We start from the raw sequence: 23,553 nt of genomic DNA, 5'->3' as shown, positions 1-23,553 counted from the left end.
TATATTGAATAGAGGGTCTCTGTTATGAGTAAAGTGATTTGGATTACAGGTGCATCAAGCGGATTCGGTTTTTCGGCGGCACAGGATTTATTGAGATACACGAACCATAATTGTGTGTGTCAGTGCGAGAAGGACGGACAGGTTGAATATTTTAGAGGCTGATGGTGCGGTGGTTTACCCGCTGGATGTACGTTATGAAGCAGATGTGGAAGATACTGCTGCCCAAATTGTGAAGGATTACGGCACTATAGATGCGGTACTCGTTAATGCAGGGTTTGGTGTGTACGGTACGGTTGAGGATGTCCCGGGATCTGCTGTAAAAGCACAATTTGACGTAAATGTTTTTGGTCTTGTGGAGACGATAAAGTCGGTTCTTCCTGTGATGAGAAAGAACAGGGCAGGCAGGATTGTAATTACCAGTTCTACTGCGGCACATGTGTCGACCAAAGGGATGGGATATTATTCCGCGACAAAACATGCAGTACGTGCAATTGGTACAGCATTAAGACAGGAAGTAAAGGACTTTGGTATCGATGTTGTAATGATAGAGCCCGGTATCGTCAAAACTGATTTCAAAGAAAATGCCCTTAACAACAGTTATATTGATGATGAGAATAGCCCATATTATCCAATGATGGGTGAACTTAAAAGTTATATGCTTGATGCTTTTGAACGGGCACCGGGCATGACTGTCGTAAAAGATATTATGCTGTATGCACTGCTGAGTGATAAAGTAAAACCTGTTTATAGAACAGACGCAAAATCAATGCTTCAAAATCATCTGATTCATTTAGTGCCGCAGAAAATATATGATAAAATAATTTCATCAATAATTAAACGATAAATTTAGTTGGGATTTGAAAATATGTTTGAAGTGTTTCAAATAGGGAGTATCATCATACATCCGGTTTACATTGCTGTAGTAACGTCATTTTTAATCTCATATCTGCTGATTTGGGATTCTGAAGATAAGCAGGAACTATATAAACTTTGGCTGAAATCAATTATTATTCTCTTTCTGGTGTATAAATTGTCCTTTTTAATTTTCGATATCAGCCAAATAAGCAGCTGGATTTATGCAGACGGCGGCTCTGAAGGACTTCTCGCCGGGATTGTCGTGTCTTACGCATATTTAATATATAAGACTGACCGTCTGTACTTTGTTGAGTCATATATGTTTTTAGCTGTCAGTTTTATCATGCTGTATAATTATTTCGAGTACCAGTCACTTTCGCAGTGGCCTTATCTGGTGCTGATGGCTGTATCACTGTTAAGTCTTTCTGCAATGTACTTTTTGAGTAATCATTTCAGAAAGATACTGACTGTGTTTGTTGTGACTACAATTACACAGCTCATATTGAGAATGTTTATATATAATGGTGAGATATTGATTGGTTTATCAATTATTGAATGGTGGCTTTTAATCAGCCTGGCTTATGTAATAGTGATTACATTCAGAGGGTTGAAAAATGAAGTCGGCGATACAATGAAGGCGAATGAACCGTAGAATGGAAATGAGGCTGTCCGGATGACCGGACAGCCTCATTTTATGTGAACGTTGCTGCAAGCAGTGCTTTAATCGAATGCATACGGTTTTCAGCCTGTTCGAAAACTTTCGAATAAGAGGCGTGGAATACGTCATCAGTGACTTCAAGTCCGACAGTTCCGTATTTTTCATACGCCATTTTTCCGACATCTGTATTGGTGTCGTGAATTGCCGGCAGGCAGTGAAGAAATAGAATATCAGGATTATTAATAGAAGATATGAGGTTTTCATTCACCTGATAATCTTTCAACAACTGGTACTTTCGATCAAAATCAGCTTCCTCACCCATTGAACACCAGACATCAGTGTATATCACATCGCTTCCTGCGATACCGTCTTCAATGGATGAAGTGATGTTCACTTTACTGTTCGAATTCTGCTGAAGGCCTGAAACAATCTCCATTACTTTTTCTGACGGCTGAAGTGAATCCGGTGCGACAATGTTGATGTTTGCACCGAGAATAACGGAAGTCACAAGCAGAGAGTTTGCCATGTTATTATCACCATCACCGATGAATGTAATGTTTTTACCTTTATAGGTTCCGAGCGTTTCTTTTATTGTTAAGAAATCAGCAAGCATTTGTGTGGGGTGCCACTGATTTGTTAACGCGTTCCAGACCGGAACAGAGGCATACTCACCGAGTTCTTCCACAGTTTTTTGCGCGTAGCCTCTGAAAGCAATACCGTCAAACATTGAACCCAGCACTTTGGCAGTATCTTCTACCGACTCTTTAGACCCGAGCTGGATGTCATTTTTGGAGAGATATTCAGTATGTGCACCAAGTTTTGATGCCGCCACTGTGAATGCAGATCTTGTTCTTGTAGACTGCTTTTCAAACAGCAGTGCAAAGTGTTTCCCTTTCAAAATATCCAGCTGTTCTTCATCACTCACATGATGTTTAAGTTTTTCAGCATAAGATATCAAAAACTCAAGTTCGGATTGACTGAAATCAATCTCCTTCAAAAAACTTTTACCTGTAATACTACTGTCTACTGTCAAATATTCGACCGTCCCATGTAACCAACTCCTAAAAGTGTAATAAATTCATTATACATAAATATCCCCTATAATCAAATAAAAATTTAAAATAATGTATAAAAAACCATTTTAGATGGTTTGATTGACTTTGCCGGTTGAATACTCTAGAATACCTAATGGCGAACAAAGTTCGTTTGTTTCAAAATAATATTCGGAAAAACGGGGTTTATAATATGGAAAACGTATTTGATTATGAAGATATTCAGTTAATTCCAAACAAATGTATAGTAAATAGTCGTTCAGAGTGTGACACATCAATAAAATTCGGGAAGCATACATTCAAGCTGCCTGTAGTGCCGGCAAACATGCAGACAATTGTTGACGAAAATATTGCTTTATATTTAGCGGAAAATGGATATTTCTATATTATGCATCGTTTTAAGCCGGAAGAACGCATTGATTTTATTAAAGATATGAATAAAAAAGATCTGATTACTTCAATCAGTGTCGGTGTAAAAGAAGAGGAATTTAAATTTATAGATGACTTGAAAAAAGAGAGCCTGGTTCCGGATTATGTCACAATAGATATTGCACACGGACACTCGAATGCTGTCATCAATATGATTCAATATATTAAGAAAAATATACCGGAAACATTTGTTATTGCCGGAAACGTGGGAACGCCGGAAGCTGTACGTGAGCTTGAAAATGCCGGAGCTGATGCAACGAAGGTTGGTATCGGCCCGGGTAAAGTTTGTATTACAAAGATTAAAACTGGTTTTGGAACAGGCGGCTGGCAGCTTGCGGCACTGCGTTTGTGCGGAAAGGCTGCGACTAAGCCGATTATTGCTGACGGCGGTATTCGTACGCATGGTGACATTGCAAAATCTGTTCGTTTTGGTGCTTCGATGGTGATGATTGGTTCTTTATTTGCAGGACATGAGGAATCACCGGGAGAAACGGTCGAAAGAGACGGTAAGAAATTTAAAGAGTACTTCGGCTCTGCATCTGAATTCCAAAAAGGTGAAAAGAAAAACGTCGAAGGTAAAAAGATGTTTGTTGATTATAAAGGACCATTACAGGATACGCTGACAGAGATGCAGCAGGATCTTCAGTCCTCCATTTCCTATGCAGGCGGTGATAAGCTTGACGTCATCCGTACGGTGGACTACGTGAAAGTGAAAAGTTCTATCTTTAATGGTGATAGAGTATATTAAAAAATGCATCAGGCAGAGGCCTGATGCATTTTTATTCTTTCATATCAAGACTGTGAAGGTCATGGTACCTTACTTTTGACTCGACCATCATTTCTTCCATCGTTTTGACATCTTCGTCTTTAATCGCAGTAGACAGCTTATCGAGCTGGTGCTTAAAGTTATCAATGTGTTCAACTAAATAATCTTTATTCATAATAAATAACTCCGGCCAGAGTTTTTCATTTATATTGGCGATGCGGGTCAGGTCGCGGTAGCTGTCCCCTGTATACTGCTTTGTATTACGCTCTACTAAGTCACTGTTGATTAGAGAAATCGCTATAGTATGGGTGAGCTGACTGGTGAATCCGATAATCTCATCATGAAATTCCGGCGTTATTTCCGAAATGTTTCTAAAGCCGATATCTTTAACAAATTGGGATAGAAACTGAACATTTTCAGTTTTATTTCTAGGTGTCGGTGTAATCAGATAGTTTGCGCCCTGAAAGACTTTGGCACTGGCGAAAGCAAGTCCGCTATTCTCGCGGCCGGCCATTGGATGACTGAAAATAAAGTCTACATTTTCCGGAAGTAACGGTTCAATACTGCCGATGATATTGCGCTTTACCCCCGTTACATCTGTAATAATAGTGCCGTCGCTTAAATATGGAATATATGAACGGACAACATCTTCAAGAATTAATGGATACACTGAGAAAATAATGAAGTCTGCTTTTGGAATGATTTCAGAAGGTGATTCAAACCCCTGGATGATCAAATTCTGTTCTTCTGCCGTACGCAGAGTCTCTATATCTTTATCTATAGCGTATACTTCGTGGTTAAGGCCCGATTCTTTAATCGCTAAGGCGAAAGAACCTCCGATATTTCCAAGCCCCACAATGACAATTTTCATGTGATCCCTCCGAATAATTTATATGTGAGAGTATATAGATAAATGAATGAAACAGCAAGAATCAAAAAAATCTGAAAATTATTTCATTTTATATATTGACAAAAGAATTTTCACAGCATATAATTGCAAACAACATACATTACAAATTGGAGCGATTCTTATGTTGGGACTTACAAAACAACAAATTAATAATCGATTTTACTTTAGCTATTTTTGATGCCGTTTGTACACATCATTGCGTACAAACGTTAAACGAAAGTTTGTATCAATGATGGCTAAAGCATTTTGTAATGTCTAGCCATTTAATAGATAAGTGGCTGGAGGATCGGTTCTCTATATAGAATTTTATCTGCTGCCACTTATTTATAACATAAGTGGCAGTTTATTTTTTATAATATTATTGGGAGGTCTTTGAGTATGATTATTCACGTAACACACGATGCAAAAGAATCTGAGGTACAGACACTGGTAGAGAATATTGAAGCAGCAGGATTTAAGGTACACCGTTCAGACGGTGAACGCCGGACGATTATTGGTTTAATTGGAGATACTTCAAAAGTGGCTGATAATGACTTTAAAAAATACAGAATAGTAGATGGGGTGTACAGAATTCAGGCGCCGTATAAGAAAGCAAACAGAAGATTCCATGAAGATGACAGTGTGATTGATGTTGGCGGAGTAAAGGTTGGCGGATCGAACTTCATGGTATGTGCGGGGCCGTGCTCTGTTGAAAATGAAGATGATACAGTTGCACTTGCGAAACAACTGAAAGAAGCAGGAGCAAATACACTGCGTGGCGGTGCTTACAAGCCGCGTACGTCACCATACAGCTTCCAGGGTCTTGGTAAAGAAGGACTTAGAATTTTAAATGTTGCAAAACAGGAGACTGGCCTTCCGGTTGTTTCTGAATTAATGGGAACAGAACATATTGATGATTTCGTTGAAATGGTTGATGTGATTCAGGTTGGTGCACGTAATATGCAGAACTTCGACTTATTAAAGGTACTTGGACAGACAAACAAGCCGGTACTATTAAAGCGTGGTATGTCTTCAACGATTCAGGAGTGGTTAATGTCAGCTGAATACATTATGGCAGGCGGAAACAACAATGTAATCTTCTGTGAGCGCGGTATCCGTACATTTGAAACAGCTACAAGAAATACATTGGATATTCAGGCTGTTCCGGTGATTCAAAAAGAGTCACATCTTCCAATTGTTGTGGATCCAAGTCATGCGGCAGGTGTCAGATACTTAATTCCGTCTATGGCTAAATCAGCAGTTACAGCAGGTGCAAACGGTCTGCAGATCGAAGTGCATCAGGACCCTGAAAATGCATGGAGTGACGGCCAGCAGTGCTTAACGCCGGCAGAATTTAAAGATTTGATGCAGCATATCAACCTGCTTGTTGAAATGGAAAATAAAACAATAGAGCAGGCACCTATTATCCAACACTAGAAGAAAGGGGGAATCCCATTTGAATACTCATAAATCACTCCGGAAGGAAATCGACCGTATCGATGAAGAGCTTGTGAAATTATTTGAAGAAAGAATGAACATATCAGTAGAAGTGGCAAACTATAAAATAGCAAATAATATTCCGGTGTTTGATGAAATGCGTGAAAAAGAAGTGATTGAAAAAAATGTTGCACGTATTTCGGATAGTAAACTTAAAGAGTACGGTGAACAGTTCTTCAATCATCTCATGGGACTCTCCCGTCATAGGCAGCAGGAACTAATCAATGAAGAAAGACTTTCCAAAGATTAATATATAAAATAAAGCCCTCTGCATATGCAGAGGGCTTTATTTATCTGTTCTCGAGATCTGTTAAGTCATAGTAGGTATTCTGATAAGCTTCATTCAGCCAGTTGTTAAACAGCAGGTGACCGTGGCTTTTCCAGGAAAATGTCGGTGCGTAACCAGGGTCATTACCCGGGAAATAATTATAAGGCACCTGAATATCAAGACCGCGTTTCACATCACGGACATATTCACTTTTAAGCGTGTCCCGTTCATATTCCAAATGACCGAATATGAATAAGTCTCTGTCGTCCCCCGTTGTCAAAATATCAGGACCGTGTTCTGGATGTGAAGTAAGTACTGTTAAATCTTCATTGAATTTGATGTCACTCATATCCATTTTGCTGTTCCTGGACTGAGGAACGTGGTAGACATCATCAAATCCTCTTAAAAATGGATGTTCAGGTGCTTCATTACGGTAGTTGAAGATGCCGAAAAGCTTCTGCTCAAGCGGCTCTTTTTTCATCCCGTGATAATAGTGCAGGGCAGCCTGTGCCCCCCAGCATATAAAGAATCGTCTGAAGACGTGGTTCTCAGACCATGCAAAAATTTCTTCAAGTTCTTTAATATAATCCACATCATTGAATTCCAGGTGTTCCACAGGCGCACCGGTGACAATCATCCCGTCAAAATACTGATCGGAAATTTCATCAATAGTATTATAGTATTTTTGAAGATGACTGGTGGGTGTGTTTCTGCTTCTGTGTGTTTTTGTATACATAAACTCCACATCAATCTGAAGCGGTGTATTACCCAGCAGCCGCAGTAAATGAAGTTCTGTTTCCTCTTTTTTCGGCATTAAGTTCAAGATTAATATTCTAATCGGCCGGATATCCTGTGTAATGGCACGTGATGCTTCAATTGTATAAACATTTTCTTTCTGCAGGTTCTTTTTAACCGGCAGTCCTTCAATTATTTTAATAGGCATTAGATCGCATCCAATCCTTTACTGAGATCTTCAATAATATCGTCAATATGTTCGAGACCGATAGAAACACGAATCATTTCAGGTTTAATACCGCCTGCTGCCTGTTCTTCTTCGGTCATCTGCGAATGTGTTGTAGAAGCGGGATGGACTACAAGTGATTTCGCATCACCGACATTCGCAAGGAGCGAGAACAGTTCCATGGACTCAATGAAGCGGATGCCCGCGTCATAGCCGCCTTTGACGCCGAAAGTGAAAATGGATCCGGCACCTTCAGGCAGATATTTTTCTTTGAGTTCATGATAAGGGCTTGAAGTGAGACCGGCATAATCCACCCATTCGACTTTTTCGTGGCCTTTGAGGAATTCAGCTGCCTTCACCGCATTTTCAACATGGCGCTCCATGCGTAATGACAATGTTTCAATTCCCTGTGTAAGGAGAAAGGCATTGAATGGAGACAGTGCGGCTCCAGTGTCACGCAGTAATGTCGTTCTGATTTTAAAGGCGAATTCTGCAGGATGGAAAGTGTCTGCGAAAACAAGACCGTGGTAGGAATGATCCGGCTCGCTGAAGCCCGGGAACTTTCCGTTTTTCCAATTAAAGTTACCCCCGTCTACAATCACACCGCCGATGGATGTTCCATGTCCGCCGAGAAACTTCGTAGCAGAATGAACAACAACATTGGCACCGTGCTCAATCGGACGGCATAAATAAGGTGTTGCGAATGTATTGTCTACAATCAGCGGAACTTCGTTTGTACCTGCAATCTCTGCCAGAGTCTCAAGATCCTCGACATTACCTTCCGGGTTGCCGATAGTCTCAACAAATATCGCTTTTGTATTGCTCTGGACTGCATTCTTTACATCGTCCGGGTTTTTAGTGCTGACAAGTGAAACATCAATCCCGAATTTACTTAAAGTATGAGTGAACAAAGTATGTGTCCCCCCGTAAAGGCTCGTAGTCGCGATGATATGGTCTCCGCTGTTTGCGACTGCCTGTATTGCATAAGTAATTGCAGCCATGCCGGATGCGACACCGAGACCTGCTGTACCGCCTTCAAGTTCTGCAACGCGTGTTTCGAGGGCTGCAGTCGTTGGATTGGTGATACGTGTGTAGATGTTGCCCGCTTCCTTCAGAGCAAACAGGTTGGCTGCATGCTCAGTGCTGTCAAAATTATAGGAAGTCGTCTGGTAAATCGGTAGTGCACGTGAGTTCGTTGCCGGGTCAACCTCCTGTCCGGCATGAAGCTGCTTCGTTTCAAATCTGTAGTTCTCAGTCATGAACATTCCTCCTTATTTTTTATTTATATAATAAAACAGCCTCCCTGTGGAAACAGGCAGGCTATTGTTCGCTCATCTATCAGGATAACCTGCTGGAATTAGCACCTTACTTAAAAGGTTGCCGGGCGTCACGGGGCCAGTCCCTCAGCCACTCTGGATAAGTGTATATTGAATTGTAGATTATGTTACACAGTCCGTTTGTTTTTGTCAAATAAATTTAAAAATTTAGTTTTTTATTCTTTCAATAATAACGCGGGAGGTATTTAAGGCGTTACAGTCTAATGTACAGATTAATGTTTAAAGAAGTATTGACAATGACGCATCTACTGATTACGATTGCTATCAGTATATAAGATGAAGAGGTGTTGATTATGAATGCAGTGTTAGTGGCTGTAATTGTGATGATTGTATTAAGCTTATGCCGTTTAAATGTCGTACTGGCATTATTTGCAGGTGCACTGACAGGTGGTTTGATTGCCGGTATGGGTTTTCTCGATACAATTACTGTGTTTACGTCAAACATTGTCGGCGGTGCGGAAATTGCATTAAGCTATGCCTTGCTGGGAGGTTTTGCGGCACTGATTGCCTACAGTGGCATTACAGACTTTGTCGTCGATAAAATATTGAAAGTATTCAAAAAAGACAGCACCAAGAGTGCAAGAATTACAGCTAAAATAAGTGTCATTGCGGCACTGCTTATTATTTCGATGCTGAGTCAGAATTTAATTCCGGTACATATTGCATTTATTCCTATTTTAATACCGCCGCTGTTAAGTTTGTTTAACGAACTGCAGATGGACCGCCGTCTCATTGCAGTTATTCTGACTTTCGGTCTGACATTTACATATGTCATTCTGCCGTACGGGTATGGGCAGATATTTCAAAATACGATAGTCACGAGTTTTGAAAATGCGGGAGTGTCTATTGCACTGGCCGATGTGACAGCTAATATGTGGATCCCATCCCTCGGATTTATAGTTGGATTGATTCTTGCAGTTATTTTTTACAGTAAACCGAGACAGTACAGGACGAAACGAATTACTCTTGCAAAGCCAAAAGAGGTGAATATTAAAATAGCGATGATAGCTGTTATTGCCATCATTGCAACATTTACTGTTCAGCTTCTTACTGAATCAATGATTTTTGGTGCAATCGCAGGGATATTAGTCTTTTTCTTTTCATTTCAGTTTAAGTGGTCAAAACTTGATGATGAATTGATCAAAGGTATTCAGCTCATGGCATATATTGGTATGGTAATGCTTGCGGCGAATGGTTTTGCAGGCGTTATTACAGAATCCGGCCATGTTGAACCGCTGGTAACGAACGTAGCCGGTTTTTTAGGGGACAATAAAGCACTAATAGCGATGTCAATGTTGGTAGTTGGTCTGCTGGTCACTCTCGGAATCGGGTCTTCATTCGCTACAATACCGATTATCGGAGCAATTTTTATCCCGCTTGGTATTGAACTTGGACTGTCACTTCCTGCAGTGATTGCTTTGATTGGAACGGCAGGTGCACTCGGAGATGCTGGCTCCCCGGCGTCTGACTCGACACTCGGGCCGACTGCAGGACTGAATGTAGATAACCAGCACGATCATATTTGGGATACATGCGTACCGACATTTATCTTTTTAAATATTCCGGTGGTTATTACAGGGTTTATTGCTGCGATGATTTTATAGATTACAAGAGGAAAGATGAATCGCCACGGCATTTTTATTGTGAATACTAATTTGGCTATTCGTGTAATGGTAATTATTAGAAATTCTCTTTTGTATGAGCTTGCTATTTTACACTACTGTGATATACTTAAAGATGCTCAATCAACTTAAAGAAGGTGAAGCTATATGGATACAGAATTGAACCTTACGCTTCTCACTGAACGTTTAACTGCATACCAAATCAGCCGTGCAGTTGATATAGACGAGCAGATGGCTCAAAAAATTATTGAGCAAGAAGTGAGTATTGATGAATTAGAACCACAAATTATTTACCAGTTAAAAGAATTGAATGATAAGTTACTGAACTAAGATTAGACTGGAAACTCAGTCTTTTTTTATTTACATATTTTTAAAGACAGTGAGGGATTAAGTTAAATTCCGACTTTAGCCCTATGCATAAATATCGTATAAGTGATAATATTATGGAACATTGTAAATAAGTAAAAGGAGTATTTTTAAATGAATCTTTTGATTATTGAGGGTAGTCCCTTTCCGGTATCAAAAACTGAAGTGATTGCAGAAGAGATTAAATCCCAGATTGAACAGCCGGAGCACAAGGTTGATATTGTAAAATTGTCTGAATGGGATATCCCTATTCTAGGCAGTGGAAAGACAGAAGATGTTGAGAAACTAAAACGTCTGGCGGAAGAAGCGGATGCTTTCATTATTGGGACCCCGAATTACCATACTTCCTTTTCAGGAGCCCTGAAAAATGTTTTGGATCATTTATCCACGGACGAATTTGAGATGAAGCCTGTCGGTCTCTTCTGTGTGAGCGGCGGAATGAGAAATACAGATCCTTTAACACAGTTAAGACTTGTTATGAGGGGGCTTCACGGACTGACGATACCGACTCAAATCAGTGCAGCAGATGCAGATTTTGAAAAAGATGAGTCGGGACACCCTTATTTATATAATCAGGGAGTTAAGCAGAGAATCAGTGTTATGATAGACTCTTTAACTGAATTAGTGTATAAAGTGAAGTAAGCATCATTTGATGCTTATTTTTTTTGAGAAAAAGTAAAGGGCTAATAAATTTATGGATAACAGAGTAAAAGATAACTGGCTGTTGATTGCAGTATGTCTGATTATGATTGTATTTGTAATCACATTTATATTTTCTGAAGTGGCGGTGGAAGATGTGGGAAATGTTGAAAATAGATATGATTATACGTTTCAGGAGGCGCTTGAGCGTCAGTTAACCAATGGGACAACAGATTTGAGGTTTCAGGACGGATATTTAAACCGTGCATCAGAATCCGACATTCGTCAGGCGATGAGTATTGATGAACGTCATATTTTTGAGTTTCTGCATTTGAATGAAAAAGTAAATCTGACAGAAGATGAAGTTAATCAGCTGCTTCAAGGAAGAGGTATTCTTGAAGGGCAGGGTGCGGCGTTCCTCGACGCACAGGAGAGGTATGACATCAATTTGATTTATTTAATCAGCCATGCACAGGTGGAGACGGGGAATGGTTCGTCAGAGCTCGCAGAAGGTATTTCCCCTGATGGGTCCGGCGAAACGTATTATAATTTCTTCGGTATCGGTGCGTTTGACTCACAGGCTGTTGAAGCGGGCAGCAGCCACGCTGTAGAACAGAATTGGGATTCACCTGAATCTGCAATTTCCGGTGGTGCGGAATTTATCAGTGAGTCTTATGTGAATAACAGTCAAAGAACGCTGTATGAGATTCGCTGGAATCCCAATAATCCCGGTGTTCATCAGTATGCAACAGATATCGCATGGTCTGAAAGTATCGCCGGAATAATGGAGAGATACTATCATGATGCCAATCTTGAAACACCCGAGATTGAAAGGGTATATTACCAGGGTGCAGACTCTGGTGAATAAATCCCGGTGCCGGTGAAAAGTTTATCAAAAATGATCTTCATCCCTTAATTCTAAAGGGATGGGTGTACACATTAAAGGAACTGCCGCGGATGAAGCCGACCGCAGTAATGTTTAAATCATGTGCGAGCTTTATCGCAAGATCTGTCGGAGCAGATTTGCTGAGAATGATACCGACGCCAATTTTTGCAGCCTTAGTCAAAACTTCCGAAGATATGCGTCCTGAAAATACGAGGATTTTATCACGTACTGTAATATTTTCTGAAATGCAGTGACCGTATAATTTATCGAGGGCGTTATGCCGGCCGATATCTCCTCTATGGACAAGTGTTTTTTCCGGTGATGCAATACTTGCGTTATGGATACCGCCGGTTTCCTTGAATATCGTGCTTGTTTCCTGCATTTCTTTCATTAAGGCGATGCATTGTTCCGGTGATAACGTTTGTTTTGTCATCGATACTTTAGCGGTATCAGCATCACTCTGGAAATAGAACTGCCTGCTTTTACCGCAGCAGGAACCTAAAATTCTTTTTGTATACTGGAAGTGATCCGGCTGGATGTCTCTGTGAAGTTTAACGTGGCAGAAACCGCCGCTGTCATCTAAATTTACAGAAAGAATTTCTTTTTTTGATGTAATAACGCCTTCTGATGCAAGGAAACCTGTCACCAGATTTTCTAAATACTCGGGAGAACATACGAGGGTGGCAAATTCAATATCATTAATATAAACGGTCAGCGGAAACTCCTCCGCAACTGTGTCCGTTACTTTTTTCAATTCACTGTTCTGGTATTTTATAATTTCTATTTCAGTCGTAATCCCCATGGTTGATTCACCTCTTAAAAATGATTTTATTATCTATTATTGTAAATTATTTGAATAGTTAATATAATAGGCATAGTTGTATTTTTGAAAGCGTTTCATTTAATGATAACTTAGGGGGCAGATTAATGGAAGTAAATAAGAATCGCTGGCTGATTGCCTGTTCAGGTGTCGGCATACATATTTCTATCGGATCAGTTTATGCATGGAGTGTATTTACCGGACCGCTTCAGGAAGAGCTTGGCTGGTCTTTATCAGATGTGTCATTGACATTCAGTCTCGCAATTTTATTTCTCGGCTTATCAGCAGCATTTATGGGGCATTTTGTAGAAAAATATGGTCCGAGAGCATCAGGGATTATATCGACGACATTCTTTGCTGCAGGGATGGTGACTGCGGGATATGCTGTTCAGATTGAAAGCCTGTGGCTTTTGTATTTAGGGTACGGTGTTCTCGGCGGGATTGGTCTTGGAATCGGGTATATCACACCTGTGTCGACACTTGTGAAATGGTTCCCGGACCGCCGTGGCATGGCGACAGGTCTTGCGATTATGGGCTTTGGTTTTGCTGCGATGATTGCAAGTCCTGCGATGGAGTATTTAATGACGACTTACAGTATTCCGGCAACGTTCTACATTTTAGCAGCGGTTTACTTTGTTGTCATGATAGTATCAAGTCTTTATCTTGAAAAGCCGCCTGAAGGATATCATCCAAAAGGAGACCGCATTGATAAAGAGGAAAAAGATAAGGCCGTCAAAGATCTGGCGCAGCTGACAGCAAACGAAGCAGTCAAAACAAGACGATTCTATTTTCTGTGGATTATGCTCTTTATTAACGTTACATGCGGTATCGCAATACTGAATGTTGCGAGCCCAATGTCAGTGGAAATGACCGGGCTGAGTGCTGCCGCTGCTGCACTGGTTGTAGGAATTATGGGTGTCTTTAACGGTGCAGGGCGTCTCGCATGGGCATCTGTGTCGGACTATATCGGCAGACCGAATGTATATACATTATTTTTTGCGATTCAAATTGTCATGTTTGCTGTTCTGCCGCTGGTATCCAATCCGATACTGTTTGCAGTCATATTATTCGTGATTATGACATGTTACGGGGGTGGTTTCGCATCAATTCCTGCCTATATTGGAGATATTTTCGGTACAAAACAGCTGGGTGCGATTCATGGCTATATTTTAACGGCATGGTCCGCAGCCGGACTCGCCGGTCCGTTAATCATTTCCAGAATATATGAGGCGACAAGCAGTTATACGATGACTCTATATATCTTTGTTGCAATGTTTGTCGTGGCACTCGTGGTATCATTATTAATAAGAACAGATATTAAAAAGCTGAAGGACAGAGCGAATGCGTAAAAGAAATGAAAATATAATTCAAGGGGGAACGTTTTATGGGCAGAACATTGCACCCGGGTCCAATTAATAAGACGAAAAAATGGGATAAGAGTTTATGGGTCAGTCCGATTCCGTTCGGTGTAACGAAAGTGAAGCCGCGGCATATGATTGATTCTGCGAAGATTGCCTGGAAGAATAAAGACAATTTGAACTATGCAAAGAATATCATTTTAAAAGGTGTGTGTGACGGCTGTGCGCTTGGTGTCGGAGGGCTTCAGGACCAGACTTTGAACGGACCGCACGTATGCACCACCCGTTTTAATGTTCTCAGACTGAATACGGCGCCGCCGATTAAACCTGAAATGCTTCACCAGGACATTGACGAACTTAGAAAATTAAGCAGTGCGGAGCTCAGGGAGCTTGGAAGAGTTCCTTACCCAATGGTTCGAAAAAAAGGAGACCGTAAGTTCAAGCGGGTATCCTGGGATGAGGCCATGACGGTTGTTTCAGATAAGATGAAGTCACTTGATCCGAAGCAGTTTGCTTTTTATTTAACGAGCAGAGGAATTACGAATGAGTCATACTATACGGCATCTAAAATCGCAAGGTACTTAGAGACGAATCACATCGATAATGCTTCACGTATCTGCCATTCGCCGAGTAAGTCGGCATTAAAGCGCTCTGTCGGTGTCGGGGCATCAACATGTAACTATCAGGACTGGCTTGGAACAGATGTGCTTGTATTCTGGGGGAGTGTGGCATCGAATGCATCACCCGTCTCTACAAAGTATATGATGGAAGCCAAAAAGCGCGGTACAAAAATTATTGTGATTAATCCGTACAGAGAACCTGCGATGGAAAATTACTGGGTGCCGTCTGTAGTGGAGTCAGCACTCTTCGGTACTAAAATTGCGGATGATTTTTATGAGGTAAATATCGGCGGAGATATTGCGATGATGCACGGTATTATGAAGCACTGGTTTGATATGGAGGAAGAAGTGGAAGGTTCTGCAGTAAATCATCAGTTTGTTCAGACGCATGTCAATAATTACGATGAACTGAAAGAAACTGTCATCAACCAGTCATGGGAACATATCGTTCAGTCATCGGGTGTTTCTAAAGAGCGGATTATTGAACTTTCGAACTTACTTGCAGGGTCGAGAAATGGTGTGATGGTATGGGCACTCGGCCTGACAATGCATAAGCATGCGACAGATAATATCTCACAGGTGGCGAACCTTGCGCTTCTCCGAGGATGGCTTGGTCGAAAACATAATGGTCTGATGCCGCTTCGCGGTCATTCAAGTGTACAGGGCTCAGGAGAGATGGGTGCCGACCCGTTCTCTCTCCCGGGCGGCGATTACAATGAAGAGAATACAAAACGCATTGAAGGTTTATGGGGCTTTAATCTGCCGGAGTGGCCGGGAGATTCAGTGGGTGTGACAATTGAAAATGCGATGCTTCCGGAAGACAGTGAAAGAAAGCTCAAACTGTACTATATGTCCGGCGGTAATTTCCTTGAAACAATGCCGGATCCGAACTTTGTGAAGTCGGCGCTTGAAAACTTAGAGGTCAGAGTCCATCAGGATATTATTTTGAACACATCAACCCTTCTTGATGCGAAGGAAACAGTAGTTGTGCTTCCTGCGAAAACACGTTATGAGCAGGACGGCGGCGGATTATCCACATCGACTGAACGGATGGTTTATTTCTCCCCTGAAATTGAAGGGAACCGCAACCGGATTGCTGAATCACGCAGTGAATGGAAGATATATGTTGATCTGGCTAAAAGGGTGAAACCTGAGGCGGCGCATTTAATTGATTTTAAATCCGGTCAGGAAATTCGTGAAGAGATTGCGAAGGCACACCCTCAATATGACGGGGTGCAGTATTTGAAAAAGGCCGGCGATGTATATCAATACGGTGGTGCATGGCTGTGTGAAGACGGCATATGTCCGACGCCTGACGGCAGGGCAAATTTAATCAGCATGGATATCCCGGATAATAACGCAAAAGCAGGAGAGTATAAGCTTCTGATGAGACGGGGCAAGCAGTTTAATTCCATGGTATACGGCAGTAAGGATGCGTTCAACCATATGGGGCGTTATGATGTCCTGATTAGTGAGAGGGACGGAAAACGTCAGGGTGTCGATGAAGGAGAAGCGGTTGTGCTCTACAATCAGAACGGCGTGTTCCAGGGGTTTGTGAAATTCGCCGATATTAAAGACGGCAATCTCGGTGTTCAGTTCCCTGAAGGCAATTTCCTCGTTGAAAAAGGGATTTATGAAAGCTTTGTAGAAATGCCGGATTACGTGACTGATGTGAAGCTTGAGAAGGCAGACCACTTTAATGCAAATAAAGACCGGCAGTATTATGAAAAGCCGGTTCCTGACCTTGAAGACAATCCGAATTAAGTAAGCTATTGAGAGGCTGCATCATGCAGCTTCTTTTTTATGTAAAATCATGTAATATTCAAAAAACTTTCCCTTGTTTTGTATGGTACAATATCGAAAAAGAGAAATGGAGGAAAGTTAATGGAGCAGTCAAAATGGGGCTCGAAATTAGGATTTATACTGGCAGCAGCGGGTTCTGCGATTGGACTTGGAGCGCTGTGGCGTTTTCCATATATGACAGCAGAGCACGGCGGCGGCGCCTTTTTATTAGTATTTTTAATTTTTACATTAGTAGTCGGTCTGCCGCTGTTATTATCAGAGTTTGTAATCGGCCGCGCAAGTGGACGGAATCCGATTGACGGATTTGAATATTTAGGCGGGAAAAAAGGATACCGCGTGCTCGGCTGGGTAGGAAATATTGCAACGATGTTCCTGCTCAGTTTCTACAGTGTTATAGGCGGATGGATTTTGATTTATTTAGTTGTTGCAGGTGCTGATTTATTGAATATAATGAATATCTCAAGTTATGGTGCGACATTTAATGAAGTGATTACAAACCCATTGTATGCACTGCTTGGGCAGGCTTCGTTTATGCTGCTTACTGCAGTTATTGTTGGTCAGGGTATTCAGCAGGGGATAGAACGTGCTTCTAAAATTATGATGCCGCTCCTGTTTATATTATTTGTCATTATCATCATCCGTTCTCTTACGCTTCCGAATGCGATGGAGGGTGTCAGCTTTTTCTTAACACCTGACATCGGCGGAATTACCACAGAAGCGATTCTTTTTGCACTGGGACAATCATTTTTTGCATTAAGTATCGGGGTTACAGCAATGATGACATATGCTTCTTATCTGGATGAGAAACAGAATCTGACTAAATCGGCTTTATATATCGTACTGATGAACGTTACAATTTCAATTATGGCTGGTCTTGCGATTTTCCCGGCAATTGCATCTTTAAATGTCGAAAATGCTGAAGGTCCGGGACTTGTGTTTGTCGTTATTCCGGAAGTGTTTAATGCGATTCCGTTCGGTATGCTGTTTTATATATTATTTCTGCTGGTATTTTTGTTTGCTACAGTCACTTCATCCATCTCGATGATTGAAATCAATGTAGCCAACACAATTAAAGGCGATGAATCAAAACGGAAAAAAGTCACTTATATATTTGCGGCTATTATATTTCTGATTGGTGTACCTTCTGCACTTTCTGAAGGTGTACTGAATGATGTTGTATTTTTTGCAGGAACCATTTTTGACAATGTGGACTTCCTGGTATCGAATATACTTCTGCCTGTCGGTGCTTTAATCGCGTCAGTGTTTACAGGCTATATTATGGATAAACGTATGGCTATGGCTCAGGTAAATGTCAGCGACGGTAGTAAATATATGTGGTTGTTTAAAACATGGATCTTCATGCTGAAGTTCCTCCTGCCCCTGATTATTATTATTGTATTCATTGTTAATTTCACACCAGGCGGTTAAAAACCGGAGACCAAATCAATCTTTGATTTGGTTTTTTTTATTTTTAAAAATAAAATTTTTGTATACTTTAACATCTATTCGCACTTCAAAACCGTGATATGAGGGGTTTAAAATGGTCATGTTAGATTATCTTACATCAATTAGTATTTTCAGAATTATTGTGATAGTATAAAAACATGACTTGAGGGGGTTGCCATGAATCAGGATAGAATGCGACGAAATACTCCAATTTTTCCGATGTCATCTGCAATGAAATTAACCGATCTCACAGCAAGGCAGATTAGATATTATGAGTCATTAAATTTAATTTCTCCAGAAAGAAGTACAGGAAATCACAGGCTTTTTTCGATGAATGACCTGGACCGCCTGCTCCAGATACAGACATACATGGAAAAAGGCTTTACGATGAAACGTATAGGAGAAATTTTGAATGAGCCTGAGAAACTGAGGTCCCCTGAAGTGCTCAAGCATCATGAATATTATAACCCGCTTTTAAACCGTGGAGATTTATCGAGATTTTTCCAATAACTATTTTAGGAGAGTGACAGTAAGTTATGAAGAATGAATTCACAAGAGAAGACATTAAGCGAATTGCAGAAGAAGAAAACGTACGTTACATCCGGTTACAGTTTACAGATATTTTAGGAACAATTAAAAATGTGGAACTGCCGATCGGTCAGTTGGACAAAGCGTTGGATGGGGAAATGATGTTTGACGGATCATCTATCGAAGGTTTTGTACGTATTGAAGAATCAGATATGTACTTAAGACCGGACTACAACACATGGACTATTTTCCCGTGGACTGCAGGAAAAGGGAAAGTTGCCCGTTTAATCTGTGACATCTACGGCGTTGATCAAAAGCCGTTTGTAGGAGATCCGCGTACAAACTTAAAACGTGTACTGGAAGAAATGGAAGAAATGGGCTTCTCAGCATTCAATCTTGGACCGGAACCTGAATTCTTCCTGTTTAAGCTCGATGAGAATGGCAACCCTACGACTGAATTAAATGACCAGGGCGGTTATTTCGACCTGGCACCGACGGATTTAGGTGAAAACTGCCGTCGTGATATCGTTCTTGAACTTGAAGACATGGGCTTTGATATTGAAGCATCCCACCACGAAGTAGCACAGGGACAGCACGAAATTGACTTTAAATATGCAGATGCTTTAACAGCGTGTGATAATATCCAGACATTTAAACTTGTTGTTAAAACTGTTGCAAGAAAACATAATCTGCATGCGACATTTATGCCGAAACCGCTTCATGGAATCAACGGTAACGGAATGCACTTTAACGTATCATTATTTGACGGTAAAGAGAATGCATTCTTTGATGAAAATGATGAAATGGGCTTAAGCGAAGACATGAGATACTTCATGGCAGGTGTTCTAAAGCATGCCAGAGGTTTTACAGCAGTAACAAACCCGCTTGTAAACTCATATAAGCGTCTGGTACCTGGTTATGAAGCGCCAAGCTATATTGCATGGAGTGGAAGAAACCGTTCGCCGTTACTCAGAATCCCTTCTTCACGCGGGTTGTCAACACGTGCTGAAGTGCGTTCAGTAGACCCGTCAGCGAACCCTTACCTGGCACTTGCAGTTATTTTAAAAGCCGGACTTGACGGCATTAAAAATAAAATTGAACTGCCGGCACCGGTTAACGAGAACATTTATGAAATGTCCCGTGAGGAAAGAGAAGCTGTAGGTGTTGAAGATCTGCCATCTACACTTTACACGGCATTGAAGGCATTGAGAGAAAATGGTGTTATCCGTGATGCCCTCGGTGAACACATTTACAGACAGTTCCATGTGAATAAGAGTATTGAGTGGGATATGTACCGTTCTCAGGTTTCTGAGTGGGAATTACAGCAGTACTTAAACCAGTATTAATATAAAAAATGCAGTTCCGGTTTTTCGGAACTGCATTTTTTATTTGGACAGCCTTTTCTTTATTATCTTAATGTTATCTTTAAACTCCTTGAATGCTTCATCACTGAGCTCAGTATCTTTATAACGGTATTGAAGATAATTGTTGATTTCTTCTTCGGGTATAACCGACTCAAGGTTTAAACGCTTAATCCATTCATTAATCGTTTCATCATGATACCGGCCGAGCTTTTGTTTCGCGAGCCACTTTTCAAAATCAAAATATTCTTTTCGTACTCTGTGGTCAGGCACCGTTCTTTTCTTCTCTGCTTTTTTCTGAATGCTTTCTCTATATATATTCTGTGATGGTTGATTCTCATTATTTTTATGCAGTGCACCGCGCTTTTTAAAGTATAGAACGATGATAATGACGACAGCAGTAATGAGTAAAATACTGATTATCATCCCGCCGTTGATTGATAAAAATGGTTCTGAAGGTTCCTGAGTGAATATTTCACCGTCACCAAGTTCAGACTGTGTTTCTTCATCCTCAATTTCAGGCGGTTCAAGGTTAAGGTTTTCAAACCAATTAAACATTGGACTGATAAGTACTGAAAAACCGTAAAGAAGCCTCGAAGTAATAAAGTGTACGACACTGATTGTGACAGGGTAAATAAAACTGATTACTGCTGTGGAAGCAATTACCAATACGGTGAGTACTGCAAACAGTTTAACAGAAATAACGGTGTTGTAACGGCTGTCTGAAAGCAGAACAATGATTTTTCCAAGAAAATAAAATACAATCATAACGATGAAAATAATATGGAATACACTGATATAATGTACAGCCGCTCCAATCTGAAACATATTGATAAGTATCAGAAGTGAGAAGGCAGTGACTATAGCGGCATGCTCCAAAGTGTTTTCGATACTGTCATGAAGCTGCTCCAGACGATAAATACTGAGTGCAGGGATGAGTAAAGCAGTCAGCCAGTAATAATCAAGCATGAACATGGCCGCTGCCGACACAGGAACTAAAAGATAAACATAACTGATATTAAATCTTTTCACAATCAGCCGGCTGATAATCAGCTGACCTAAGAAGATTATCACCATTGAAGTAATATGCGGTGTATGATTTCCGGTATTTAAAATATTTAACAGTGAACCGAACATAAGTAGCGGAAACATCTCTATTAAATATTTATGTGCAAATAACAGGTGGTATTTTAAATGTGTCATGATTTAACCACCCGCTTTCCTGAAAGGTCGTATTTTTCCAGACCGTGTTCATCGAGCTGATAGAGTGAAGCCCCTTTACGGCTGAAATAGGCAAGTTCCTCTATGATTAAAGGATCGGTTTTCCCGGTGAATATAATATGGGTGGGGATGCTTTCATGGTGTGCTACATGCCTTAAAAAATTATCGAAGCTGATTGTGAATGTCACGGTTTTGATGCGCGCGAGTGTTTCAAGTGTGTTTTTATAATGTGCTTTTCCTGAACTCTTCTCCAGCTTGAAAAAATGACTGCTGTCAAAAGTTTTCATATTTGAAATTAGTCCGTACGGAATACCTCTCTCTGTCGCATAGTGTGTCAAAAATGCGAGTTTCTCAAATATCTCCTCAATATTTGCAGGCGGAGCATATGTTTTTTCTGAGCGCAGATTAATCAAAATCATCCATGAAATATCAGTCGTCTGTTCATAAATTTTAGTGCGCAGTTCGCCGTTTTTGGCAGATAGTTTCCAGTGGATATCTCTTATATTATCCATTGTCTCGTAATCTCTTGTTCCCTGTGTCAACAGCGGGTCTGAGAACAATGAGTGGTTTTTCGCAAATGCGCCCTGTTTCATTTGTGACTTTAACTCTTCAGTGTGAAAAGCGAGATAATCGGGATAAATAATAATTTCATGATCAGAACGGCCGGTACTCTCAAGTACGATAGAACCGAAACCGAACAATCTCGGAATGCTGATGACACTTTTTGAAATTTTAGCGGTCCCTCTGCCTGCAGCAGTAAACGGCAGTTCAACAATCGATTCACTTTTTTGAAAGACTGAGAAAATGGATTTTGTTTCGGACTGATTTCTTATTTTAAGTGAATAATCTTCCTTGAATTGAATGTCATCTCCACATGTGACAGTGATACCGGCACCAAGGATGGGAACCATACCGTTCTGACGGATACGAAGTCTTAAAGTACCATTCTGTCCCTTATATTTTCGAATTTCTTTATCAATAATCTCGACCCTCAAGTGTTTTGCGACATGTTTTTCATAAACATAGTTGAACATAAATACAGTGAGCAGGAGCGAAATAATCAGGACTAAATATATATTTACATCTCCGGCATAAAAGCTGTGCGCCAGTATAAGAATAAATACAATGACCATCAATGACGTGTATAAGCTGGATTCGGTATGATTTACTTTATACTTCATCACGGGCAACACCATATTCCACTGGGACTTCTGTCTGTTTCAAAATATTATCTATGACCTGTGAAGGTGTTTTGAGTGTCATTCCTTCTATATTGAGAATAATCCGGTGGGACAGTACGAATGGAGCGATATACTTTACGTCATCAGGTGTTACATAATCACGGTTGTTAATGAGCGCAATACCAATGCTCGCACGCATTAAAGCCAAAGTACCGCGGGGTGATACACCAAGTTCAATATGTTCATGGCTTCTTGTCTGATTAATAAGATCGATAATGTAATTTTTTACAGTCTGATTCACTTCTATTTCTTCTGCTTCTTTTTGAAGCTGAAGGATATCATCGATTGTGAAGACGGCTTTGATATCGTTGGATACATTTGAATGACGGTGGATGTCCATCATCATTAACTCGTTTTCTTTTGAAGGATATCCCAAAGAAATTTTCATGAAAAATCTGTCCATCTGTGCTTCGGGAAGGTCGAATGTACCCTGCCTGGATTCGATTGGGTTCTGAGTTGCCAGAACAATGAAAGGTGATTTAATAGGTATCGTCCTGCCGTCTATTGTCACCTGTTTTTCTTCCATTACTTCGAGAAGTGCAGACTGGCTCCGGGGCGTTGCGCGGTTAATCTCATCTGCCAGCAGTATATTAGTATCGACAGGACCTATCTGAAGTTCGAAATCATGTGTTTTCGGGTTATAGATGTTGAGACCTGTGATATCACTTGGGAGAATATCAGGTGTAAACTGTATTCTTGAAAAATCTCCGCCAATTGCTCCGGCAATCGATTTTGAGAGTGCAGTTTTACCTGTACCCGGAACACTTTCAAAAAGAATATGTCCGCCCTGTATCAGGCTGATAAAGATAAGATCAATGATTTTTTCCTGACCGATTATGACTTTTCCGATTTCATTTTTAAATTCATTGAGTGACTCAGTTACATTCATATGTTAAAAGCCCCTTTATATGTAAAATGTGTGTTTATACT

The 23,553-nt window shown here is 40.7% G+C and carries 23 protein-coding genes and 1 riboswitch; of the genes, 15 read left to right on the top strand and 8 right to left on the bottom strand.

Annotated elements, in window-relative coordinates:
- The first annotated feature begins 24 nt into the window (after positions 1 to 24).
- From ACFSX4_RS10520 to ACFSX4_RS10510, 3 genes are read left to right on the top strand one after another with little or no spacing between them, the layout of a single operon-like run.
- A complete protein-coding gene (locus ACFSX4_RS10520) occupies positions 25 to 162 on the top strand; it encodes a hypothetical protein (RefSeq protein WP_377774361.1) in 138 nt (45 codons plus the stop codon).
- On the top strand, positions 143 to 844 hold the full coding sequence (locus tag ACFSX4_RS10515; protein WP_377774359.1) for an SDR family NAD(P)-dependent oxidoreductase: 702 nt from the start codon (positions 143 to 145) through the stop codon (positions 842 to 844). Before ACFSX4_RS10520 ends, ACFSX4_RS10515 begins: the two co-directional genes overlap by 20 nt.
- Before the next feature lie 21 nt (positions 845 to 865).
- Positions 866 to 1,507: a hypothetical protein gene (locus tag ACFSX4_RS10510; protein ID WP_377774357.1), complete on the top strand. Its 642-nt coding sequence runs from the start codon at positions 866 to 868 to the stop codon at positions 1,505 to 1,507.
- A gap of 40 nt (positions 1,508 to 1,547) precedes the next feature.
- On the opposite strand, the gene argF is transcribed toward ACFSX4_RS10510, so the two are convergent.
- Positions 1,548 to 2,546 carry an ornithine carbamoyltransferase gene (argF, locus tag ACFSX4_RS10505; RefSeq protein WP_377774355.1) on the bottom strand — a complete coding sequence of 333 codons (999 nt, stop codon included), beginning with the start codon at positions 2,544 to 2,546 and terminating at the stop codon, positions 1,548 to 1,550.
- A gap of 212 nt (positions 2,547 to 2,758) precedes the next feature.
- Here argF and guaC point away from each other — a divergent pair, with 212 nt between their 5' ends.
- Positions 2,759 to 3,742 (top strand): GMP reductase, encoded by a 984-nt coding sequence (guaC, locus tag ACFSX4_RS10500; RefSeq protein WP_377774353.1) that lies wholly within the window; start codon positions 2,759 to 2,761, stop codon positions 3,740 to 3,742.
- 31 nt (positions 3,743 to 3,773) lie between these two features.
- Here the strand turns inward: guaC and ACFSX4_RS10495 are convergent, their stop codons facing one another.
- The gene (locus ACFSX4_RS10495) at positions 3,774 to 4,631 is read right to left on the bottom strand and encodes a prephenate dehydrogenase (RefSeq protein ID WP_377774351.1); all 858 of its coding nucleotides are present in this window, start codon (positions 4,629 to 4,631) and stop codon (positions 3,774 to 3,776) included.
- Positions 4,632 to 5,048: 417 nt separating this feature from the next.
- Between ACFSX4_RS10495 and aroF the strand changes: the two genes are divergently transcribed.
- Positions 5,049 to 6,086, top strand: a complete 1,038-nt coding sequence (gene aroF / locus ACFSX4_RS10490; protein ID WP_377774349.1) for a 3-deoxy-7-phosphoheptulonate synthase — start codon at positions 5,049 to 5,051, stop codon at positions 6,084 to 6,086.
- A gap of 19 nt (positions 6,087 to 6,105) precedes the next feature.
- Positions 6,106 to 6,396 (top strand): chorismate mutase, encoded by a 291-nt coding sequence (locus ACFSX4_RS10485; RefSeq protein ID WP_377774347.1) that lies wholly within the window; start codon positions 6,106 to 6,108, stop codon positions 6,394 to 6,396.
- 40 nt (positions 6,397 to 6,436) lie between these two features.
- On the opposite strand, the gene ACFSX4_RS10480 is transcribed toward ACFSX4_RS10485, so the two are convergent.
- Both ACFSX4_RS10480 and ACFSX4_RS10475 read right to left on the bottom strand, forming a co-directional pair.
- Positions 6,437 to 7,357, bottom strand: coding sequence for a homoserine O-succinyltransferase (locus ACFSX4_RS10480; protein WP_377774345.1), 921 nt, complete (start codon positions 7,355 to 7,357; stop codon positions 6,437 to 6,439).
- Complete coding sequence (locus ACFSX4_RS10475; protein WP_377774343.1) at positions 7,357 to 8,634, bottom strand: O-acetylhomoserine aminocarboxypropyltransferase/cysteine synthase family protein; 1,278 nt, start codon at positions 8,632 to 8,634, stop codon at positions 7,357 to 7,359. Before ACFSX4_RS10475 ends, ACFSX4_RS10480 begins: the two co-directional genes overlap by 1 nt.
- Before the next feature lie 69 nt (positions 8,635 to 8,703).
- Positions 8,704 to 8,798, bottom strand: a riboswitch (SAM riboswitch).
- A 207-nt stretch (positions 8,799 to 9,005) separates the two neighbouring features.
- Between ACFSX4_RS10475 and ACFSX4_RS10470 the strand changes: the two genes are divergently transcribed.
- The 4 genes from ACFSX4_RS10470 to ACFSX4_RS10455 all read left to right on the top strand — a co-directional run bounded on the left by ACFSX4_RS10470 (position 9,006) and on the right by ACFSX4_RS10455 (position 12,207).
- Complete coding sequence (locus ACFSX4_RS10470; RefSeq protein ID WP_377774341.1) at positions 9,006 to 10,316, top strand: Na+/H+ antiporter family protein; 1,311 nt, start codon at positions 9,006 to 9,008, stop codon at positions 10,314 to 10,316.
- Positions 10,317 to 10,481: 165 nt separating this feature from the next.
- The gene (locus tag ACFSX4_RS10465) at positions 10,482 to 10,664 is read left to right on the top strand and encodes a hypothetical protein (RefSeq protein WP_377774339.1); all 183 of its coding nucleotides are present in this window, start codon (positions 10,482 to 10,484) and stop codon (positions 10,662 to 10,664) included.
- Between the two features lie 150 nt (positions 10,665 to 10,814).
- A complete protein-coding gene (locus ACFSX4_RS10460) occupies positions 10,815 to 11,342 on the top strand; it encodes an NADPH-dependent FMN reductase (protein ID WP_377774337.1) in 528 nt (175 codons plus the stop codon).
- A 52-nt stretch (positions 11,343 to 11,394) separates the two neighbouring features.
- Positions 11,395 to 12,207 (top strand): N-acetylglucosaminidase, encoded by an 813-nt coding sequence (locus ACFSX4_RS10455; protein ID WP_377774335.1) that lies wholly within the window; start codon positions 11,395 to 11,397, stop codon positions 12,205 to 12,207.
- 37 nt (positions 12,208 to 12,244) lie between these two features.
- On the opposite strand, the gene fdhD is transcribed toward ACFSX4_RS10455, so the two are convergent.
- Positions 12,245 to 13,027, bottom strand: coding sequence for a formate dehydrogenase accessory sulfurtransferase FdhD (gene fdhD / locus ACFSX4_RS10450; protein WP_377774333.1), 783 nt, complete (start codon positions 13,025 to 13,027; stop codon positions 12,245 to 12,247).
- 125 nt (positions 13,028 to 13,152) lie between these two features.
- Here fdhD and ACFSX4_RS10445 point away from each other — a divergent pair, with 125 nt between their 5' ends.
- From ACFSX4_RS10445 to glnA, 5 genes are all read left to right on the top strand, one after another.
- Positions 13,153 to 14,394, top strand: coding sequence for an L-lactate MFS transporter (locus ACFSX4_RS10445; RefSeq protein ID WP_377774331.1), 1,242 nt, complete (start codon positions 13,153 to 13,155; stop codon positions 14,392 to 14,394).
- Between the two features lie 35 nt (positions 14,395 to 14,429).
- Positions 14,430 to 16,787 (top strand): FdhF/YdeP family oxidoreductase, encoded by a 2,358-nt coding sequence (locus ACFSX4_RS10440; RefSeq protein ID WP_377774329.1) that lies wholly within the window; start codon positions 14,430 to 14,432, stop codon positions 16,785 to 16,787.
- 120 nt (positions 16,788 to 16,907) lie between these two features.
- Positions 16,908 to 18,254 (top strand): sodium-dependent transporter, encoded by a 1,347-nt coding sequence (locus ACFSX4_RS10435; RefSeq protein WP_377774327.1) that lies wholly within the window; start codon positions 16,908 to 16,910, stop codon positions 18,252 to 18,254.
- Positions 18,255 to 18,449: 195 nt separating this feature from the next.
- Entirely contained in the window at positions 18,450 to 18,782 is a 333-nt protein-coding gene (locus tag ACFSX4_RS10430; RefSeq protein ID WP_377774325.1) for a MerR family transcriptional regulator, read from the top strand.
- Positions 18,783 to 18,808: 26 nt separating this feature from the next.
- The gene (gene glnA, locus ACFSX4_RS10425) at positions 18,809 to 20,146 is read left to right on the top strand and encodes a type I glutamate--ammonia ligase (protein WP_377774323.1); all 1,338 of its coding nucleotides are present in this window, start codon (positions 18,809 to 18,811) and stop codon (positions 20,144 to 20,146) included.
- Positions 20,147 to 20,185: 39 nt separating this feature from the next.
- Here the strand turns inward: glnA and ACFSX4_RS10420 are convergent, their stop codons facing one another.
- The 3 genes from ACFSX4_RS10420 to ACFSX4_RS10410 are packed head-to-tail and all read right to left on the bottom strand — an operon-like array spanning position 20,186 to position 23,512.
- A complete protein-coding gene (locus tag ACFSX4_RS10420; protein ID WP_377774321.1) occupies positions 20,186 to 21,364 on the bottom strand; it encodes a hypothetical protein in 1,179 nt (392 codons plus the stop codon).
- Entirely contained in the window at positions 21,361 to 22,563 is a 1,203-nt protein-coding gene (locus ACFSX4_RS10415) for a DUF58 domain-containing protein (RefSeq protein ID WP_377774319.1), read from the bottom strand. The genes ACFSX4_RS10420 and ACFSX4_RS10415 overlap by 4 nt, the downstream gene beginning before the upstream one ends.
- A complete protein-coding gene (locus tag ACFSX4_RS10410; protein WP_377774317.1) occupies positions 22,553 to 23,512 on the bottom strand; it encodes an AAA family ATPase in 960 nt (319 codons plus the stop codon). Before ACFSX4_RS10410 ends, ACFSX4_RS10415 begins: the two co-directional genes overlap by 11 nt.
- Positions 23,513 to 23,553 lie beyond the last annotated feature (41 nt).

This window comes from Corticicoccus populi (assembly GCF_042686195.1).
In the GTDB taxonomy this organism is placed as follows: Bacteria; Bacillota; Bacilli; order Staphylococcales; family Salinicoccaceae; genus Corticicoccus; species Corticicoccus populi.
This window is presented reverse-complemented; position numbering and strand designations above follow the sequence as displayed.

Bases quoted from the DNA above. Each gene is read 5' to 3' on its own strand.
- ACFSX4_RS10520 (WP_377774361.1), top strand. From the start codon at position 25: ATGAGTAAAGTGATTTGGATTACAGGTGCATCAAGCGGATTCGGTTTT.
- ACFSX4_RS10510 (WP_377774357.1), top strand. From the start codon at position 866: ATGTTTGAAGTGTTTCAAATAGGGAGTATCATCATACATCCGGTTTAC.
- guaC (WP_377774353.1), top strand. From the start codon at position 2,759: ATGGAAAACGTATTTGATTATGAAGATATTCAGTTAATTCCAAACAAA.
- ACFSX4_RS10495 (WP_377774351.1), bottom strand. From the start codon at position 4,631: ATGAAAATTGTCATTGTGGGGCTTGGAAATATCGGAGGTTCTTTCGCC.
- aroF (WP_377774349.1), top strand. From the start codon at position 5,049: ATGATTATTCACGTAACACACGATGCAAAAGAATCTGAGGTACAGACA.
- ACFSX4_RS10480 (WP_377774345.1), bottom strand. From the start codon at position 7,357: ATGCCTATTAAAATAATTGAAGGACTGCCGGTTAAAAAGAACCTGCAG.
- ACFSX4_RS10475 (WP_377774343.1), bottom strand. From the start codon at position 8,634: ATGACTGAGAACTACAGATTTGAAACGAAGCAGCTTCATGCCGGACAG.
- ACFSX4_RS10470 (WP_377774341.1), top strand. From the start codon at position 9,006: ATGAATGCAGTGTTAGTGGCTGTAATTGTGATGATTGTATTAAGCTTA.
- ACFSX4_RS10465 (WP_377774339.1), top strand. From the start codon at position 10,482: ATGGATACAGAATTGAACCTTACGCTTCTCACTGAACGTTTAACTGCA.
- ACFSX4_RS10460 (WP_377774337.1), top strand. From the start codon at position 10,815: ATGAATCTTTTGATTATTGAGGGTAGTCCCTTTCCGGTATCAAAAACT.
- ACFSX4_RS10455 (WP_377774335.1), top strand. From the start codon at position 11,395: ATGGATAACAGAGTAAAAGATAACTGGCTGTTGATTGCAGTATGTCTG.
- fdhD (WP_377774333.1), bottom strand. From the start codon at position 13,027: ATGGGGATTACGACTGAAATAGAAATTATAAAATACCAGAACAGTGAA.
- ACFSX4_RS10445 (WP_377774331.1), top strand. From the start codon at position 13,153: ATGGAAGTAAATAAGAATCGCTGGCTGATTGCCTGTTCAGGTGTCGGC.
- ACFSX4_RS10440 (WP_377774329.1), top strand. From the start codon at position 14,430: ATGGGCAGAACATTGCACCCGGGTCCAATTAATAAGACGAAAAAATGG.
- ACFSX4_RS10435 (WP_377774327.1), top strand. From the start codon at position 16,908: ATGGAGCAGTCAAAATGGGGCTCGAAATTAGGATTTATACTGGCAGCA.
- ACFSX4_RS10430 (WP_377774325.1), top strand. From the start codon at position 18,450: ATGAATCAGGATAGAATGCGACGAAATACTCCAATTTTTCCGATGTCA.
- glnA (WP_377774323.1), top strand. From the start codon at position 18,809: ATGAAGAATGAATTCACAAGAGAAGACATTAAGCGAATTGCAGAAGAA.
- ACFSX4_RS10420 (WP_377774321.1), bottom strand. From the start codon at position 21,364: ATGACACATTTAAAATACCACCTGTTATTTGCACATAAATATTTAATA.
- ACFSX4_RS10415 (WP_377774319.1), bottom strand. From the start codon at position 22,563: ATGAAGTATAAAGTAAATCATACCGAATCCAGCTTATACACGTCATTG.
- ACFSX4_RS10410 (WP_377774317.1), bottom strand. From the start codon at position 23,512: ATGAATGTAACTGAGTCACTCAATGAATTTAAAAATGAAATCGGAAAA.